This is a genomic window from Ruegeria sp. CJ2 (assembly GCF_056536745.1).
Map to the genome: position 1 here is coordinate 1 of NZ_JBQFQF010000022.1, position 14,739 is coordinate 14,739.

Consider the following 14,739-nt stretch of genomic DNA (forward strand, 5'->3'; position numbering starts at 1 on the left):
CCCACAGTGCATTGGGCTATCGCCCGCCAGCACCTGAAACCATCATCCCAATGGATTACAGGCCGACGATGCACTAACAATCAAATTGGACCAGTCAGATGAGGCTGCTCAAGTCGAACTGCGCAATTCTTGAGGTCGCGCATTGAACGCGTCTGGGCAGTCTTCGGCATGTAGCCTGGAAACATTTAGTAGAGTCGACATGATAATAGAGGAGGTTTCTAATCTCCTCCGCATTTCAGGCGAAAGTCACAAGCAAAACTCATAAGCTGGATGCTTATCCGACAGGTGACCAGCTGAGATCATTCGCTCTGTTTGGAGCAACCATGAACATCATGACCCTCGATACTTGTTCTTCACTGGGACCAGCACCACGCACCAAATGAAGAATTGCGTTTTCAAGTTTAGCTGCATCGTCTTCGCGTTTGTCGATCATTGCTAAAATGAATTCATGGGCCAAATTCTTTGGTTCGATCAAAGCTTCTGGTTGGGTCAAGCTCAACTCGCTGAGCATAAATTCAAGCAAGAAAGAGACTTCGTTCTGCCGCTTGAGTGAACTTTCAGCGAACGACAGTTCCAAAAGTCTTCCGTGTGTTTCCTTTAGAATAACGTTTATCGGCAACGGTTTTATGGCATCAGGCTTCCGAAGCTTTGCCAGGAAAGCTTTCAGTCGGTCAGGTAAGATCGGAACTTCCTTCCTTCACGCTATTGAAGCACAAGCTGTGCGACATCGAGGTCTTGCAAAATACCAGCATTTTCACCAGCACCGTATATTGCTTTTTCGGTCCTGAAACTGCGCCCGCCAACAGTGCTCGTGAATGGCAGTAGAAGCTTATTCGGCGAGCCTGCATGGAGCAAAAGACATGAACAAGTGTGTCTTTTCAATAACTTTAAGAGCAATCACACTCAAGAAATGGAATTTGTTGTTGGGTGAGTTGTTATGGTCACTAAAGATGATTTCAACTCAGATTAGCTTTCCAAAGGTCCAAGAATGCGAAGAACGATCCTTTTTCTATCCTTGTAGTGCTTGCAGGTATCGCACATGCGCAGACACCCGAGTGCAACAGGCTCTGCTCCCGAGACTTTATGTTCAGTCTCGAATCTGGGTTTGATGTTATTCCTCTTGTTGCGGATGGTGAGCATGCCAATGGTCATATGGAGGACGGGCGAACGCCGTTGATCTGGGCTGCGTTGGACCCGGACGATGAAGATGCCTTGTATTTCACAGACGCTCTCATTTTTGCCGGGGGTGATGTTAACACGCCAGACAAGCAGGCGAGGAACACGCCTCTGCACTGGCACATCCTCCGAGATGGAGGGGCAAACGCAGACGTTGTTGCGCTTTATATCAAAGAAGGCGCAGATGTCTTGGCAAAGAATAAGCAGGGCCGCTCTCCGTTCGATTATGTCAATGGAGGAGTGTACGAAACCGTCATTATTACTGATGAGGTGTACGACCTTATCAATGATGCAGGTGAAAGGCGGAAAGCCTATCACTTTGCCGTCGAGTTATATCAGGCCGGGATTTTTGAACATGCGGTTCGTCACTTCAGGGCTCTAGCAGAGGACGGGTATTTGCCGGCGCAGTACTCTCTCGCGCGCATGCTGGAAGCTCCAGAGACTGATGAGATTACTCAGGACATTGATGAAGCACTATACTGGTATGAAGAGGCTGCGAATTCTGACCATGCTGAATCGATGTATCACCTTGGGGCTAGTTATTACTATGGAACGGAAACCATTGAGAAAGATGATGCGCTTGCAAGTGAATGGCTCTCCATTGGTGCTCGCAAAGGCAATGTGAACTCTCAAGCCCTTTTGGGCTTGATGTATGCCAATGGGAAGGTTGTTGACAGAGATCTGAAGAGGGGAATGATGTGGTTACTCATCTCTCTTCGCTTTGGTTATGACGATGAAAAGCGCCTGAGTGTCCTCAACAAGATTGCTGCTGCCCTTCCCTATGAGGAAGTCAAAGAGGCCGAACATATGGCCAAAGAGTGCATCATGGGGTTCTTTGAGCACTGCTGAGGAAAGAGATGAAAAACATTATGAAGCTGTGCGCCCTGGTCTGTTCAATTGGCGCTTCCGTCCAGGCTGAGGAGGCTTGGCCTCCAGAGCCATTCATTCGAGACCGTGAACCACACGTTCTGAGGATCGACGCTGATACGGTCCTCTGCGAGGTTCAGTGGGATGGCCACAGGGAGAATGGAGAGATCCTGGATATCGCACCAGAGGCGGACTTCTATATCGAGAAAGTCTTGATACCTATGTCAGGGGAGATTGTATTCATCCACTCTGACCCAGTTCAGGTGTTCGGGCCAACGCAGCATTTTCAATACATCGAAGATGGCGTGGAAGTGGAGCTTACGCTTTTTGGACATGTTTCAGATACTGGGGATAGGCTCCTTGAGCTCAGCGAAGTAAGACACTTGTCCTTCGAAGATAAAGTCAGGAATGATTTCTGGGGCCGTCTTTTTTGCCCTTAGAGGGCTTGTAACGATCTCTGAAGGGCCTCTGTTTGTCGGATTTTCCCTAGCACGGCCCTTTTTCCTTTTGGCAATGATGCGAATGAACCATTGCTTAATGATACAGGAGACTCGCTTCTCCTTACGCTTTGGGCTCAGTGCGGTCGCTCAGAAAAATTCAGTGAACGACCGGTGTGCGGGACAAAGCATTCTTTCGTAGAATCTCTGAAGACGAAGATGCAAATGGGTGATAGCTACAGATTATGGCCACGACATCTGCGCGAAATCGACCATCCATCCCTTACGCATTCGCGGTTATTGGTGTGCTTTTTGCTTCAATCTGTTTCGGCCTGGTTCCCTACTTCAGCCGCAGCCTAACCGAACAGGGCGTTGCACCCTATGCGGTCGCATTCTACCGGTACATTGTTGCCGCTCTTTTTCTGCTTCCTGTTCTCATCGTGCACCGAAAAGAATGGCGAGAGATCACTTGGGGTCTTTTCGCCGGAGCCGTAATGGGGCTTGGTTGGATCGGATATGTAACGGCGCTGGAGAAGCTGCCCGCATCGACGGTGGGTGTGCTTTACATGACCTATCCGGTGTTCACCTTAGTTATTGCTTGGGCTGTGTTTGGCGATGCACCGACGCGACGCGCCGTGTTGGCCGCTGGTCTGATTGTGGGTGCAGCTGTCATTGCTGGCTCGCCTGCGTCAGTGGCTGCGGAATACCTACCAACGCTGCTGCTATCCCTTGCCGCCCCATTTGGGTTTGGCTTCGGAATTTGCGTCCTGGTACACAGATTGTCACGGATTGCGCCGTTGGCACGTATCGCGTCAGTTTCTGTTGGGTCTGTACTGGGCCTCGCACCGCTCATCCTTAGTGCCGAGGTTGGAGAACTTCTCCCAAGGGAACAATCCGATTGGCTTTTCATTGTTGGTATTGGTCTGGTTACCGCTTTCGTGCCCCAGCTTATTTACACGACATGCTCACCTGTTATTGGGGCTTCCCAAACTGCGGTCGTCGGAAGCATCGAATTACCCACGATGTTTGCCGTGGGATATCTTGCCTTTGGCGAAGCCATCTCTTTTCAACAAGCTTTGGCATGTGCCTTAGTGCTGTGCGCAATCGCGATCACAAGGAGTAGAAAGACGCGCAACGTATCTATCGTGCTCGCAAAATCACCAAGGCGGTAGTACTAGCCTGGGTGCTGCCGTTCTCTGAGGTGAGCAAGCTCTGTACGGGTGTTTAACGAGATGACGACGGAGCGGTGCGGGTAGTTTAATCGACTGCGCGGAGACCGATGTAGTCCTTCTTGCTCATTAGGATTGCTCAATTGCCACAGAAAACTTCTTACAAAGACAAAACAAACTTAATTTTTCTCATTGGGCTTTAAGGTAGATTTGACTCACGTTTTTTGAGCGAGGATAAGGCAGATGGCAATCGGTAGGCTTGTAAGTCTAAGTCGAGTTTCGCGGTGCAAGACTTTGATGGAATTCAGCTCAGCGATCTCAATTTATCTGATACTATCCGCCAGCGCGCACGCCCAAAGTTCCCAGGCCTGTGTAGAATTGGGTTCTCCCCGGATAGAGTATTCATCCGGATCTGAAAACACTCGCGTTAATCAAACAATCTCAACGACGGAGCGCACGTGTCTGCCGATCCCAAACGGACCCATTACAGGACTTACAATTGGAAACTCCTCGATCACGTCCTCAGGTGAAATCGAGTTGTATGTTCCTGGCCAAAATACCGTTTCCAGCAATGCTTCAGTTTTAACTCTTCTGAATGTTGATGTCGCCGCCGGCAGCGGAGACTTTGTATCCCGGGAAGCGTTGGCAACAAACATCAACGGGAAGCTCAGAGTGAACCTCATTGGAACTTCGATTGGTTCCGGCAGATCAATGACGTTCGCTCCCTTCAACGGCGCGAATATCGACCCCACTGAAGTCTACTTCCAGTCCGACCGCCCGCTAACCTATGACAACCTTACCGTTATGGGAGCGACCGAAGTAGTTTTTGGGGCCTACTATATTCAGACTCGGGTTGCTGAGGCTTCTGATTTCACGCTGACGAATAGTTCGATTTCTTCAACCAGTGACATGGCGATAGCGGCAGGCACGACCGTTCGGCTCGATGCAGCAAGCAGTTTGAACACCGTAAACTTTGAGAATTATGGCACTTTGGCCGGAACGGGAAGCGTGAACGCATTCAACTTCACAGTTAAGAATGGGGGGGTGCTTTCGCCGGGCTTTTCAATTGGTACACTCAACAACAGTGGCGGCATCGCCTTTGAAACTGGGTCAAGGATCTTAAGTGAAGTCGATCCGACTGCCGGGCAGAAAGCTGACTTGGTGTCATCCAGCGGGCGGGTGACAGGGATTAATAGCGCGACTATACAAGTCGAAGCTGCTCGGCCCGGCCTGACAGCGCAAGACTATGCTGCCGGCAACAATTACACGGTTTTTCAAGCCTCGAGTTTTGATGGAGACTCACCGACGCTCGTTGCAGGAGGATCTCTTCCAGCCTTGTCCAATCTGACGATAGCCAACACGCCGACCACAGATGGTCAGATCGATATCGCATTCACGGCGCAACCGGTCTCAAGCTTGCCTCAGAACCCAGCAGTTACCAATTCGCCAAATGCCAGCAATCTGGCTGGTGCGGTGGCCAACACCACAAACATGTCACCCGGAACCAATCTGACCAATGGGTCAACCTTGGGTAATGCCGTAAACACGCTTACCAATTCAGGCCTGGCTGGGTTTAACCGTGTACACGCCGAGCCCTATTCCTCCAACCTGACCATTGGGCTTGAGCAATTAGACCTGATAACCAACACAGTTCTGAGCCACGCTGATTGCCGCAAGTATCAAGCGGTCGGCTTCAACAACAAGGATCAACCGGTTGCTTCAGGCGGCATCGACACGGCCCAGAACCCTAGTGGCGCAATCGACTGCTCTGATCGGCGCTGGTGGATCGACACGGCCTATGTAAGCGGGGACGTTGATGGAAGTAACGGCCTCGGGACATTCGACTATTCGCTGGGCACCATTTTGGTTGGAGCGGATGTCGCAAGTACCAATAGAGGTGTGGTCGGCGTGTATGCAGGTTTCGGAACGTCCTCCATGGATGAGCACGATCAAGTCGATCAGGACTTTTCGACCGACAGCTATCACGTAGGCGTCTATGGGCGTACAACAACCGGAACGTGGGAGTTCTCAGGGCTGATCGGTTACATGTTCGGTGAAACGGACGCCAAACGGAACAACCCTTCCGTTGATGGCTTTACGGGAGGCGAGGCAAAGTCTGATTTGGACGAAGAGGGCATCCATGCCGGTATCCAGGCAAGGAAGCTGTTTAACTTGGACAGCGGTGCAAGGGTTTCTACGGTTTTTGGATTGAACTACGGGCGTATTCAACAAGGTTCAGGCACAGAGACTGGCGGTGGTGATTTCAACTACTCAATTGAAAAAGCAAACGCGGAGTCCCTGGTTGCTTCCATTGGAGTTGATTATCAACGCGACTTCTTGACAGAGAGTGGTTTGCTAACCCCAATCGCCTTTGCCCGGTATGAATATGACTTCTTTGCCAACAAAGACAGTGAGCACGAAATCACTGTAACGAGCCCGATATTTGGCACGTTCACACAAGTCGGACAAAACAGAGGGGCAAATGGCTTCGTGCTTGGTCTGGGGCTAGGGTATCAGATCTCTGATCTGGCCAGACTAACGGCAGGATATGGCTATTCAGTTCGCTCCAACGGCCAAGAGCATGGCCTCGGTGCAAACTTAAGTGTTCGGTTCTGATTAGGTTGGACCAACGAAGAGGAGTGGTAAGCTAGCTGCAATAACTTGCGGAAGCTATTGTGGCGATGTGGGCTTCATTCTCTAGCGATCAAAACTTGGGGATATTAAAAACATAAAGCCGCGATTTCTTGGCATCGTCTGTCAGGATATAGAGAAGCTCTCTGGTCTCATCGAGAGCGATCCCTTCGGGATGTTTAACTTCCTTTTGTTTGCCATCTTCTGTGAACCTCAAACTGATAGACTTTACGGACTTGGACTCTGGATTGTAGACGAAGATTTGACGGCCTTTGTCACTCACAATCCAAAGAGAACGTGAGGACGGGGACCATGCTAGGCCGCTCAAATCCAGTTCATCATCATCTACACGCTCGGAGATAAAACCTGCATCGCGGGCTAAAGGAATGATCTCAACAATTTCGTCTAGCGCTGGTGATACGACCATTAACAACCTTGGTTTTCCTTCAATGCCAATGAAGACCCGCCCGGATTCCGGGTCGACGGCGATGCCCTCAGGTCCCTTGTTCAAAGGATTACCGACGAGCAATTCAGCGGCGTCCGAGTAGCCTTTGAGAGATGTGAGAGGGATTGTAGTTAGTTGAATGGGGTCAGTCGGGTGAACGACTAGAATTGATCGATCAGTTTCCTGAAGCACCAAAACAGACCCATCCTTTCGAGGTGCAACACCCTCCAAATCTGATCCTGCCAATGCTGGCAACTTGAAAGAGTTTCCCAATACCCCGTCGACTCCGAGTAGGTGCAGTTTAGGTTCGGCATCACTTACAGACCACAAGAAGCCTTCAGCGTTAGACATTGCCAAGCCGGAAGGCTCTGAAAATCCCTCTGATTTGTCTGCCACCTTGAATTTATCGACCAGAACCAAACCAGCACTTTCGGCGCAGGCAAAATCGGTCCAAGGCAAGAAGGCTGCCGCAACCAAGCTGGCTGCAAAAGCGAGTCGTCTAAGTTTGCAGAAACACCGTGAAATTTCAGCTTTTGACGAAAACACTCTGTTTTCTGTCATTGGATTCTCTCGCGCTTGGACCACATCCCTGTATCAGCGTTCGTATCACAGTCCGGATACGTTGTCCGAAGAATGCACTGTAATCTCTTTACCTGATCCCGCCTGTTGCGATTGAATTGAATAGGGCATGATGTGCCTTTGGTTAAGCGTAAGCCTTTGGCGTGAGCAGGAAGGAAGACAAGTTGAATACGACCCTCACATTTGTGACCGTGTTGTTGATGCTGCTGTTGCCAGGTGCTGCGGTGTCACAAGTCGACCCTGCGACGATGCTGGCCGGGGCTTCGGGGTCGGAAATCGTTATCGAACGCCGGTGGACGCAGTTTCGTGGCAAACAGGAACTGTATTTCTTCACGCTCGATGTGATCGTCACGATCATTCTGGCTGGCTTGATCGTCTATCATCCGGTGAGACGTAAAGCCCGTAGAAGCGTCCGCGACATAGTTATGCCAAGGCTTTTCTTCCTGTATGCGCTTATCGGTATGGCGGTTGGTTTTCTGGTGGTTCAGCACGGTTCAATGATCGGTTTCGTTATCTTTGGCATCGGCGCGTTGCTCAGGTTCCGCTCCAATCTCGATGATCCGGTGGACACTGTCGAAATGATAATCGTGACCGTTCTTGGTCTTGCGGTCGGTCTGGGCTTGCCGCTGATGGCCACACTGGTGGCGGTTGTATGTTGGTGTTTCATTTGGCTTGGTGGAAGAAACAAGGGTGTAGAGATTTCCCTCAAGGCCTCAGACGAAGAGCACTCGTTGAATGTCAGCGGCGCCATTGAAGCTATGGCCGCAGACGCTGGATGGAAGCTGGTCAGAAAACACCACGTCCCCGGAAAATCTCGCGTTTCATTATTGTTCATCACCTCGGGTGGACTTTCAGAAGCTCGGATAGAAGAGATGATAAACGATCTGGTTCCTGAAAAAGTTGAACTGAAACTCAACCTCTAGTCATTTAACAAGGTCTAAACGTTTCAACACCGCATTCGGGGATCTGATCTCTTTCGGGAGCGACTTGAAGTTTACCGACCTTTCGAAATCAGGCCCTCGATATACTGCTATCCCAAACTCTCCGTTCGGCTGGAACGTAACATGAGTGAAGCTGTGAGGTGATCTGGTGCTATCGCCAATAAGCCGCCGTGGACCACCTCCCAAACAAGCTTGAGAGACATAAGCCACACCGTCTTTCCAACCGGGGTAGAAGGCATGATGGTGGCCTGACAGATGCAGAACAACACCGCTTTCCAGATAGATTTTTTCAAGTGTTGGGTCACCGATGATTTCGCGTTCGCGCTGGATCGCGAACGGCCAAAGTGGGAGGTGACTGAAAGTGACAATCGGGTCTCCGTCTGCACCCAGTTCCTGTAGGCGGTCCTGCTGGTCACCGGATAGAGGTCCTAGTGTCGTTGCATCCAGAGACGCAAAAGTAATGCCCTGCATCTCAAATGCGTAGAAGAACGGGTAGTCATCTGAAACCAGGAAATCGACGTCTGGTTTTCTCGGAACCCATTCCTCTGCGTATATTTTTCTTTCACGCTCGAACCCACGGTAGGCAGAGGCATCATGGTTTCCTGGCGTGACTGCAAATGGAATGCCGGCAGCCTCTAAAGGATCTGATACGGCCTCGTGAAACGCCTTCCACATCTCCCTGACCTGTTTGTCGGACAAGTTGGGAATGCGCTGTCCCGCAACCATATCTCCGGTCGAAATAACCAGATCTGGATCAATCTCGATTATGCGCTCAATCGCCTTGTCGACGCGGGTATCGTATCTTACCGAACCGTAGCTTCCGTTCAAATCCGATATGACGATGACATCCAATGCCGCCGCTTTGCTGGCGAGCAGATTGGTCCAAATGATCACCGCAACAAGGGCAGAACGCTTAAGGGTCATTACAATCCACAACCTCTACCTCGGTGTCGTTTCTCAAAAAGAATGCGACAGGATCCAAGTCGAACATCAAATCACCACTAGAACAATTGCTCTGGAGGATGGACGTTGCCAGCGCAGTGTTTTTGACAACTTGTACAATCTGACTGTCTGACAATCCAAAGCTTTGCGACAACCAGTCATAGACCGGGCCTTGGGACTGAAGGTCACTATTCAATGCAACCAAGCGCCGATACGTACTTGGAGAGAAGTGCCGCATTTTCTCCAGCATTTGAGTAGATTTCGCGAAGTTGGCATACTCGACACGCCCGCCAGCATCGTTGTCGTTTAGATTGCTGCGACGGATCAATAATGCGTCGGCGGGAATATCTCCATCGTTCGGCTGATGGTGCTTCGTTTTCTTATGTTTTAGCTTTCCGTCTTCGACCCAATACCAATAGGGTGTGAAGTCTATGTTTCCTACACGGTCCTGCTGGCTGAAGATGAAGTCGAGTAGAACAATCTCGGTAAGTTCTTGCATCCAAAATGCCATCTGTTGGTCACTGACATCGGGGCCGAGATCCTTGTTGATCATCCGGTCTCTTCGGCCTTCTTTAACGCCCTCTTCAATAGCCTCTGGCAGGGGTTTTGAGGAACGCAAAGCCAAGAAAGCAGGCGTTTCCTGGAAATCACGGTTTTGGCCTTTCCCCCAACCAGACTTGCGGGTGCCGTTGATTTCCGAGCCGTATCGATGCCCAGGACTATCAAGCAGTACACCGTAAATTTGCGTTAGATCCGCGGTGAATAGATCGTCGGTTGGCTGGTATGATTTCGGGTCAGCATCCGCAGCTGCGAAGACCCGCCAGCCTTCGTGGTTCATGCGCCCGCCATGAGAGCCACCAGAAATCGCAAGGCCAGGCTCTGCGACTTCGGAAAAATGCGCCTGGGCGTCCATGCTACGCCAAACGGCGACTGGAACTTTGACAGTCGCGTCGAAAAATCTGGAGAAATGATAGTAAAGCAGCGACGAGGTGGAAAACGTTCCGCTGGTGCCCTTTTGGTTCATTGTGGACTTGAACTTGGCCACTCTGTCCTTGGCCAGATCTTTTGCGGACTTCCCCTCTTTGCAAGCGTTTCTCTCGAATTCAAAACGGTTCCCCGTGTAGGGTCCTTCTGAAATATCGTAGACTGCCATTCCTGGGCTGGTGCTCCAGGTTTTTGGGCAAATAGCAATTTCGGAGGCATAGAAATCGATCTCGCAATAGGCCGTTTCTTCCTCAAGATCGCTTTTCTTATACTCGCCCGTTGGAACTTTTTCGATCCGAATACAGCGTTCAGTAACGCCGTTGGGACTATCAAATGTCGTGGCTTCACCGAGAACATCGTCGTTCGCCCACAAGGCAGTGGGTGCAATGAAAACAAGTGACCCCAAAAGGTTGAACTTCATTTGGATAGTCCTCCCAATATCATTTGGGGCAAATCGCTGCCTGTTGCTCGTTGGAGATCTTCAATTTTGGGTCGACACTGAAGTTGGAGAATTTTGAGTCAATCCACTGGTCGCACCCGCCTGAACAAGGGGCTCCGTTTCGGGCATCATTCCAATATTCCTTGGCCCTTTCTTCTGTCCAACCGCAAAACTGAACGAGCGCCATAGCCGACAATGCACCTGAGGAATGAACGCCCCACATGCAGTGCACCAGAACAGGGCCCTTTCCAGGGTTTTCAATTACCTCGTGTATGGACGCCATGATAGCACCGGGTCGGGAGGATCTGGCGCTTTGATAGTCAAAGGATCCGTTTCCACAACTGGTGCGACCGTATTCAGTGTTTTTGCCAAAGTCGGCATAAAACCCGATTGAGAAACCTTCACCACATAGAGTTTCGCGTTGACCTTCACTTAGGCCTGTTCGCTCCTTGTCGCCGCCTTTGAAACCAGAGCGATACAATACTCCGCTTAAGACTGGGCGAAAGAAAGCGACACCATCAACGCCGCCGTTGCTACCATTTGAAAGCAATTGACTGTCGCTTGGGCCACCGTTTCGACTGGTCACGTCAGAATTGGCAGCGGTTGCGAGAACACCAATGAATATGAGGGACATCAAAAACCGCATGCCAGCTCCTTCCTATTCTTGAGCACTTGATGGTTACACTCTTCCGACCTGATATACTCTCGGAAGGGCTGGTTCACGATAACCATTTCAAGTGGGCGGTTAACTTAACGTTATGAAACTTTAAATGGGCCACACCAGATTGATGATAACGACGACCACGAGTTAGGCTAGAACAACTTTCCAGTTCCATTGGTGCTTGTTTTCTTCGTTGATCACGCCTGCCGATTTCAATGCCATGTTTGTGATAACTAGAGCGGCAATGATGACCGCCGCATGTGCCAGGTCGAAATGCAAGTGTGAGCTCCTTCTTTCAGATTTGGGATCGATGGAAATGTGTCAGCAGTCACCTGATGGCAGCATAGCTACATCTGAGTACCTTCCCTCGGATGTCGTGATCCGAGCACAGGCACCAGTATCCTTGTTAAACCAGTACGAGGTCAGCCCTTCGCTTCGGATGAGTTCAAATCCGAGACTTTGAATACCCATTTCAGCTTGGCCCGCTCTTGCGCCTTCAAATGACGAAAGATCGCTAGAGCTGCCCACAGTTGGTGCACTTGCATCTACCGAACCGCTACTCTCATCGCATGCTGCAAGCGCAGAAATGCACATCGTGCCTATCACCAATAGTACTTTGGATTTCATCTGTTTTTCCTAGCTTTTTGGGGGAAACGTTTCGGGGTTTCTGATTGATCACCTATTCAATTCCGAAAATTACGTTGTAGCTGACGGAAGAGTTGCTGCGATTGATAACCTCCACGACATGATCACCAGATTGCCAAAGCTGTCCTCGATACTCCTTGTCCGCCGACATCAATCCCAACAGTTCAGAACCGTCGGGGTTACGAATAACGTAGTCCAAGGAGCCATTTCGCGGAGCAACGCGGACGTAGAGGAACTGTTCGTTTTTGGCACCCAGAACATATTGCTGAGAGGCGCCGGGCGCGAGGTCACCAACGAGTTCTGCGCCGGTGGAGCCAGCATCGAATTTGACACGTTGGCTACCGGTAGAACCGGCGGCGCCCGCCATGGCTCCACCGCCATCATCCATCGCCTCGACAACCGACATCTCGCCGATGCTTCCATCCTTGTACGCGATGCAGCGCCAAAGTGTTCCGCCTGCGTCTCGTAGCATGACGAGCGTGCCCGCTTCTGAGAACTCTGAGCTTTCAATCGTACCTGATTGACCGTCTGGTCCTCCAACCTGTCGCAAATGATCGATACACGCGTCGTCTGCTTCAGACATTGCAAAAGAAGCCGTGCCTGCGATTGCGAACATCGGTGCGAGGAATTTGAGTACAGCGAATTTCATCCGATGGTCCCTTGCTGGCTGATCCTTAGAGTTTTGTTCCGTACAAAGTGGAACTTCACTTCGCGTCTCGTAACTTTGACAGAAATTCATCGCATGCCTGCGCGCTGCCGACGATCTCGTCCGTCGTTTCAATTCCTTGCAGTGACGCCATTTCGGAATTTACGCGGTTGAGGATCTGATCCGCTTGCTCGGCGGTGATAAGGTTCTCAGCTTGTGCTCCTTTCAATGTGGTGCAGACACCGGCGGACAAGCCTGTCGCAACGCCGACACCCACCGCGGCCCCGCCACCCAAGGTCATCGCCCCAACCACGCCGAGGACGAGCCCGATCACAATTCCCAAGATCACTTTCCCCATTTTTTTCTCCCTGTTGGTGAGAACGAGCTCAGCCTTCACTGCTGCCGCAAACTGCGTGCCCATCTACAAATCAAGACCAGCACCAAAAGGTTGAGAGCCGGTGCAAGCGCCGCGAACCACGGCTTGGCTGCCTCCGAGACCAAGTCCGCCACAAGTATCCAAGGTAGTCCCAACGGCAGCAGGAACACTCCGGACAAAGGGTCTCGTTCCTGTCCCAACCAGCCAAATGTGCCCGTTAAGAACGCAACTAACGCAAACAGGTACAGGACCGCGAATACGATGATGGTGGTTCTACAAACCAAGTCGAGCCTCAGCAGATCAAGCCAGTGCTGCGCAGCCGTTTTCAGCTACGCAGCAGACAGGTCACAATGCGCCTTCGTCGCCCAGGAACTCGATACCAGCTGTCGCGCCATCACTGTAAGCAATGCAATTCCAAGGAGCACGATCCTCGCCAACGCCGACTGTGACCTGTGTTCCCGCCTCGCTAAACGCGGATGAGAGCACCACGACTTGCGAATTGTTCGTCGTGTTGGCTACATCTCGCAAACACGCCTGCTGAGCCGGCGTGAGCTCGGCGGACGCGCTTGATGTACTCGTATCGTCGCAGGCTACAAGCAGTGCGAAACATGTCGCGCCTGCAATCATCACCATCTTGTTAGACATTTTCTTCTCCCTCTGGTTCCCTTGAAATTAGTGAAATTGGATGCGCTTGTTTGAAGCTCTCGCGTCAGAGCAGGCTATGGAACATACTTCGACCCTGTGATTTCCCTTTCCAACAACTTGTCGCGGGGGGCTTGGCGGGCAGAGCGATTTTACTTTGACTACCGAGACCGCCGACGACGTGTGAAAGCTGAATGACGACACTGGCAAAAGCTCGAGCGAATTCTGGAAATAGGGCGAGTACGTTTAGTCTGAGCATCGCGTCCTCCCAGCGCTCAATCATTGTAAAGTGCCTTCCGACCGCCAGCACTCACTCCAGCAGTCGGAAGGGCTCGGCACAGCGAGCAGCAACGACAACAACGGAGGTAAAATAAAGTTGTGTCGAATTCGCATGTTTGAATCTAATTTTTAATAAATCAATATTTTTTCCGCGCGCAAAATTCACTACGCTTTCGTGCGATAGGCTTCTGCTTTCAAACAAAAAGGTAAGTGGGAGCGTCCATAAGGGCGAATGTGATCTTTTGGCTCGGCGAGGCGTTCTGAGGCCGCACAGAAACTGAAAAAGGATTGAAAGATGGGATTTGGTGAAGCCGTTAAAACGTGTTTCTCGAAGTACTTCCAGTTCTCCGGCCGGGCTTTACGCTCAGAATATTGGTGGTTCTTCTTGTTTGTGGTTCTCGTGAGTGCTGCTTTAGCTGTGCTGGATACGATCATATTCGGGACCAACCCCGAAACAGGGCAGGGATCTCGGGTTCTGTCCTCTGTTTTCCAGCTGGCTGTTCTCATACCTATGCTGGCCGCCGGTTGGCGGAGGCTGCATGATACAGGACGACCTGGCTGGTACTTGCTGCTGCCGATGGCGCTCAGCATTACAACGCTTTTTGTTATGCTGGGTGGGGTAGCGTTCTTTTCAGTATTGGAGCAAGGGACCGAAAATCCCGATGCATTGCGAGGACCTGCGGCCGTCCTGGGTGTGACCGGTATCGTTGTTGTCTCAATCCTTCAATTGGTTCTGTCCATTCTGATGATCTGGTGGCTGACACGACCTTCCCAAGAAGGCGCAAACGAATACGGCGAACCTGTTTCCTGATCTGGCTGTCCGGGCAATTGGCTGGAACTTCTGCTGAACGACAGTGCGAACCGTAACTCAATGGAGAGA

General features: G+C 51.0%; 15 protein-coding genes. 6 read left to right on the top strand and 9 right to left on the bottom strand.

The window, feature by feature from the left end; genetic code table 11:
- Positions 1 to 274 precede the first annotated feature (274 nt).
- The gene (locus tag ACR0MS_RS19970) at positions 275 to 577 is read right to left on the bottom strand and encodes a hypothetical protein (RefSeq protein WP_480577952.1); all 303 of its coding nucleotides are present in this window, start codon (positions 575 to 577) and stop codon (positions 275 to 277) included.
- Between the two features lie 506 nt (positions 578 to 1,083).
- Between ACR0MS_RS19970 and ACR0MS_RS19975 the strand changes: the two genes are divergently transcribed.
- The 4 genes from ACR0MS_RS19975 to ACR0MS_RS19990 all read left to right on the top strand — a co-directional run bounded on the left by ACR0MS_RS19975 (position 1,084) and on the right by ACR0MS_RS19990 (position 6,265).
- Positions 1,084 to 2,025: a tetratricopeptide repeat protein gene (locus ACR0MS_RS19975; RefSeq protein ID WP_480577956.1), complete on the top strand. Its 942-nt coding sequence runs from the start codon at positions 1,084 to 1,086 to the stop codon at positions 2,023 to 2,025.
- An 8-nt stretch (positions 2,026 to 2,033) separates the two neighbouring features.
- On the top strand, positions 2,034 to 2,483 hold the full coding sequence (locus ACR0MS_RS19980; RefSeq protein ID WP_480577959.1) for a hypothetical protein: 450 nt from the start codon (positions 2,034 to 2,036) through the stop codon (positions 2,481 to 2,483).
- A 242-nt stretch (positions 2,484 to 2,725) separates the two neighbouring features.
- Entirely contained in the window at positions 2,726 to 3,652 is a 927-nt protein-coding gene (locus ACR0MS_RS19985; protein WP_480577962.1) for a DMT family transporter, read from the top strand.
- Positions 3,653 to 4,186: 534 nt separating this feature from the next.
- Entirely contained in the window at positions 4,187 to 6,265 is a 2,079-nt protein-coding gene (locus ACR0MS_RS19990; RefSeq protein WP_480577965.1) for an autotransporter family protein, read from the top strand.
- A gap of 88 nt (positions 6,266 to 6,353) precedes the next feature.
- Here the strand turns inward: ACR0MS_RS19990 and ACR0MS_RS19995 are convergent, their stop codons facing one another.
- Positions 6,354 to 7,286 (bottom strand): SdiA-regulated domain-containing protein, encoded by a 933-nt coding sequence (locus ACR0MS_RS19995; RefSeq protein WP_480577968.1) that lies wholly within the window; start codon positions 7,284 to 7,286, stop codon positions 6,354 to 6,356.
- Positions 7,287 to 7,501: 215 nt separating this feature from the next.
- On the opposite strand from ACR0MS_RS19995, the gene ACR0MS_RS20000 reads away from it, so the two are divergent.
- A complete protein-coding gene (locus ACR0MS_RS20000) occupies positions 7,502 to 8,227 on the top strand; it encodes a DUF4956 domain-containing protein (protein ID WP_480577971.1) in 726 nt (241 codons plus the stop codon).
- Here ACR0MS_RS20000 and ACR0MS_RS20005 read toward each other — a convergent pair whose 3' ends face one another.
- The 7 genes from ACR0MS_RS20005 to ACR0MS_RS20035 form a co-directional block, all read right to left on the bottom strand.
- On the bottom strand, positions 8,228 to 9,169 hold the full coding sequence (locus ACR0MS_RS20005; RefSeq protein WP_480577974.1) for a metallophosphoesterase family protein: 942 nt from the start codon (positions 9,167 to 9,169) through the stop codon (positions 8,228 to 8,230).
- The gene (locus ACR0MS_RS20010) at positions 9,159 to 10,592 is read right to left on the bottom strand and encodes a hypothetical protein (RefSeq protein ID WP_480577976.1); all 1,434 of its coding nucleotides are present in this window, start codon (positions 10,590 to 10,592) and stop codon (positions 9,159 to 9,161) included. The genes ACR0MS_RS20005 and ACR0MS_RS20010 overlap by 11 nt, the downstream gene beginning before the upstream one ends.
- Positions 10,593 to 10,611: 19 nt before the next feature.
- Entirely contained in the window at positions 10,612 to 11,256 is a 645-nt protein-coding gene (locus ACR0MS_RS20015) for a hypothetical protein (RefSeq protein WP_480577979.1), read from the bottom strand.
- A 162-nt stretch (positions 11,257 to 11,418) separates the two neighbouring features.
- Positions 11,419 to 11,550 (bottom strand): hypothetical protein, encoded by a 132-nt coding sequence (locus tag ACR0MS_RS20020; protein ID WP_480577982.1) that lies wholly within the window; start codon positions 11,548 to 11,550, stop codon positions 11,419 to 11,421.
- A 400-nt stretch (positions 11,551 to 11,950) separates the two neighbouring features.
- Complete coding sequence (locus ACR0MS_RS20025; protein WP_480577985.1) at positions 11,951 to 12,565, bottom strand: hypothetical protein; 615 nt, start codon at positions 12,563 to 12,565, stop codon at positions 11,951 to 11,953.
- Positions 12,566 to 12,620: 55 nt separating this feature from the next.
- Complete coding sequence (locus ACR0MS_RS20030) at positions 12,621 to 12,983, bottom strand: hypothetical protein (protein ID WP_353390956.1); 363 nt, start codon at positions 12,981 to 12,983, stop codon at positions 12,621 to 12,623.
- Between the two features lie 300 nt (positions 12,984 to 13,283).
- Complete coding sequence (locus tag ACR0MS_RS20035) at positions 13,284 to 13,583, bottom strand: hypothetical protein (protein WP_353390958.1); 300 nt, start codon at positions 13,581 to 13,583, stop codon at positions 13,284 to 13,286.
- 571 nt (positions 13,584 to 14,154) lie between these two features.
- Here ACR0MS_RS20035 and ACR0MS_RS20040 point away from each other — a divergent pair.
- On the top strand, positions 14,155 to 14,670 hold the full coding sequence (locus ACR0MS_RS20040) for a DUF805 domain-containing protein (protein ID WP_480577989.1): 516 nt from the start codon (positions 14,155 to 14,157) through the stop codon (positions 14,668 to 14,670).
- The last annotated feature ends 69 nt before the right edge of the window (positions 14,671 to 14,739 follow it).

What these genes read in the sequence shown, in the direction of transcription:
- ACR0MS_RS20040 (WP_480577989.1), top strand. Translation starts at nt 14,155, where the DNA reads ATGGGATTTGGTGAAGCCGTTAAAACGTGTTTCTCGAAGTACTTCCAG.
- ACR0MS_RS19995 (WP_480577968.1), bottom strand. Translation starts at nt 7,286, where the DNA reads ATGACAGAAAACAGAGTGTTTTCGTCAAAAGCTGAAATTTCACGGTGT.
- ACR0MS_RS20025 (WP_480577985.1), bottom strand. Translation starts at nt 12,565, where the DNA reads ATGAAATTCGCTGTACTCAAATTCCTCGCACCGATGTTCGCAATCGCA.
- ACR0MS_RS19980 (WP_480577959.1), top strand. Translation starts at nt 2,034, where the DNA reads ATGAAAAACATTATGAAGCTGTGCGCCCTGGTCTGTTCAATTGGCGCT.
- ACR0MS_RS20030 (WP_353390956.1), bottom strand. Translation starts at nt 12,983, where the DNA reads ATGGGCACGCAGTTTGCGGCAGCAGTGAAGGCTGAGCTCGTTCTCACC.
- ACR0MS_RS20010 (WP_480577976.1), bottom strand. Translation starts at nt 10,592, where the DNA reads ATGAAGTTCAACCTTTTGGGGTCACTTGTTTTCATTGCACCCACTGCC.
- ACR0MS_RS20035 (WP_353390958.1), bottom strand. Translation starts at nt 13,583, where the DNA reads ATGTCTAACAAGATGGTGATGATTGCAGGCGCGACATGTTTCGCACTG.
- ACR0MS_RS19985 (WP_480577962.1), top strand. Translation starts at nt 2,726, where the DNA reads ATGGCCACGACATCTGCGCGAAATCGACCATCCATCCCTTACGCATTC.
- ACR0MS_RS19975 (WP_480577956.1), top strand. Translation starts at nt 1,084, where the DNA reads ATGTTCAGTCTCGAATCTGGGTTTGATGTTATTCCTCTTGTTGCGGAT.
- ACR0MS_RS20005 (WP_480577974.1), bottom strand. Translation starts at nt 9,169, where the DNA reads ATGACCCTTAAGCGTTCTGCCCTTGTTGCGGTGATCATTTGGACCAAT.
- ACR0MS_RS20015 (WP_480577979.1), bottom strand. Translation starts at nt 11,256, where the DNA reads ATGCGGTTTTTGATGTCCCTCATATTCATTGGTGTTCTCGCAACCGCT.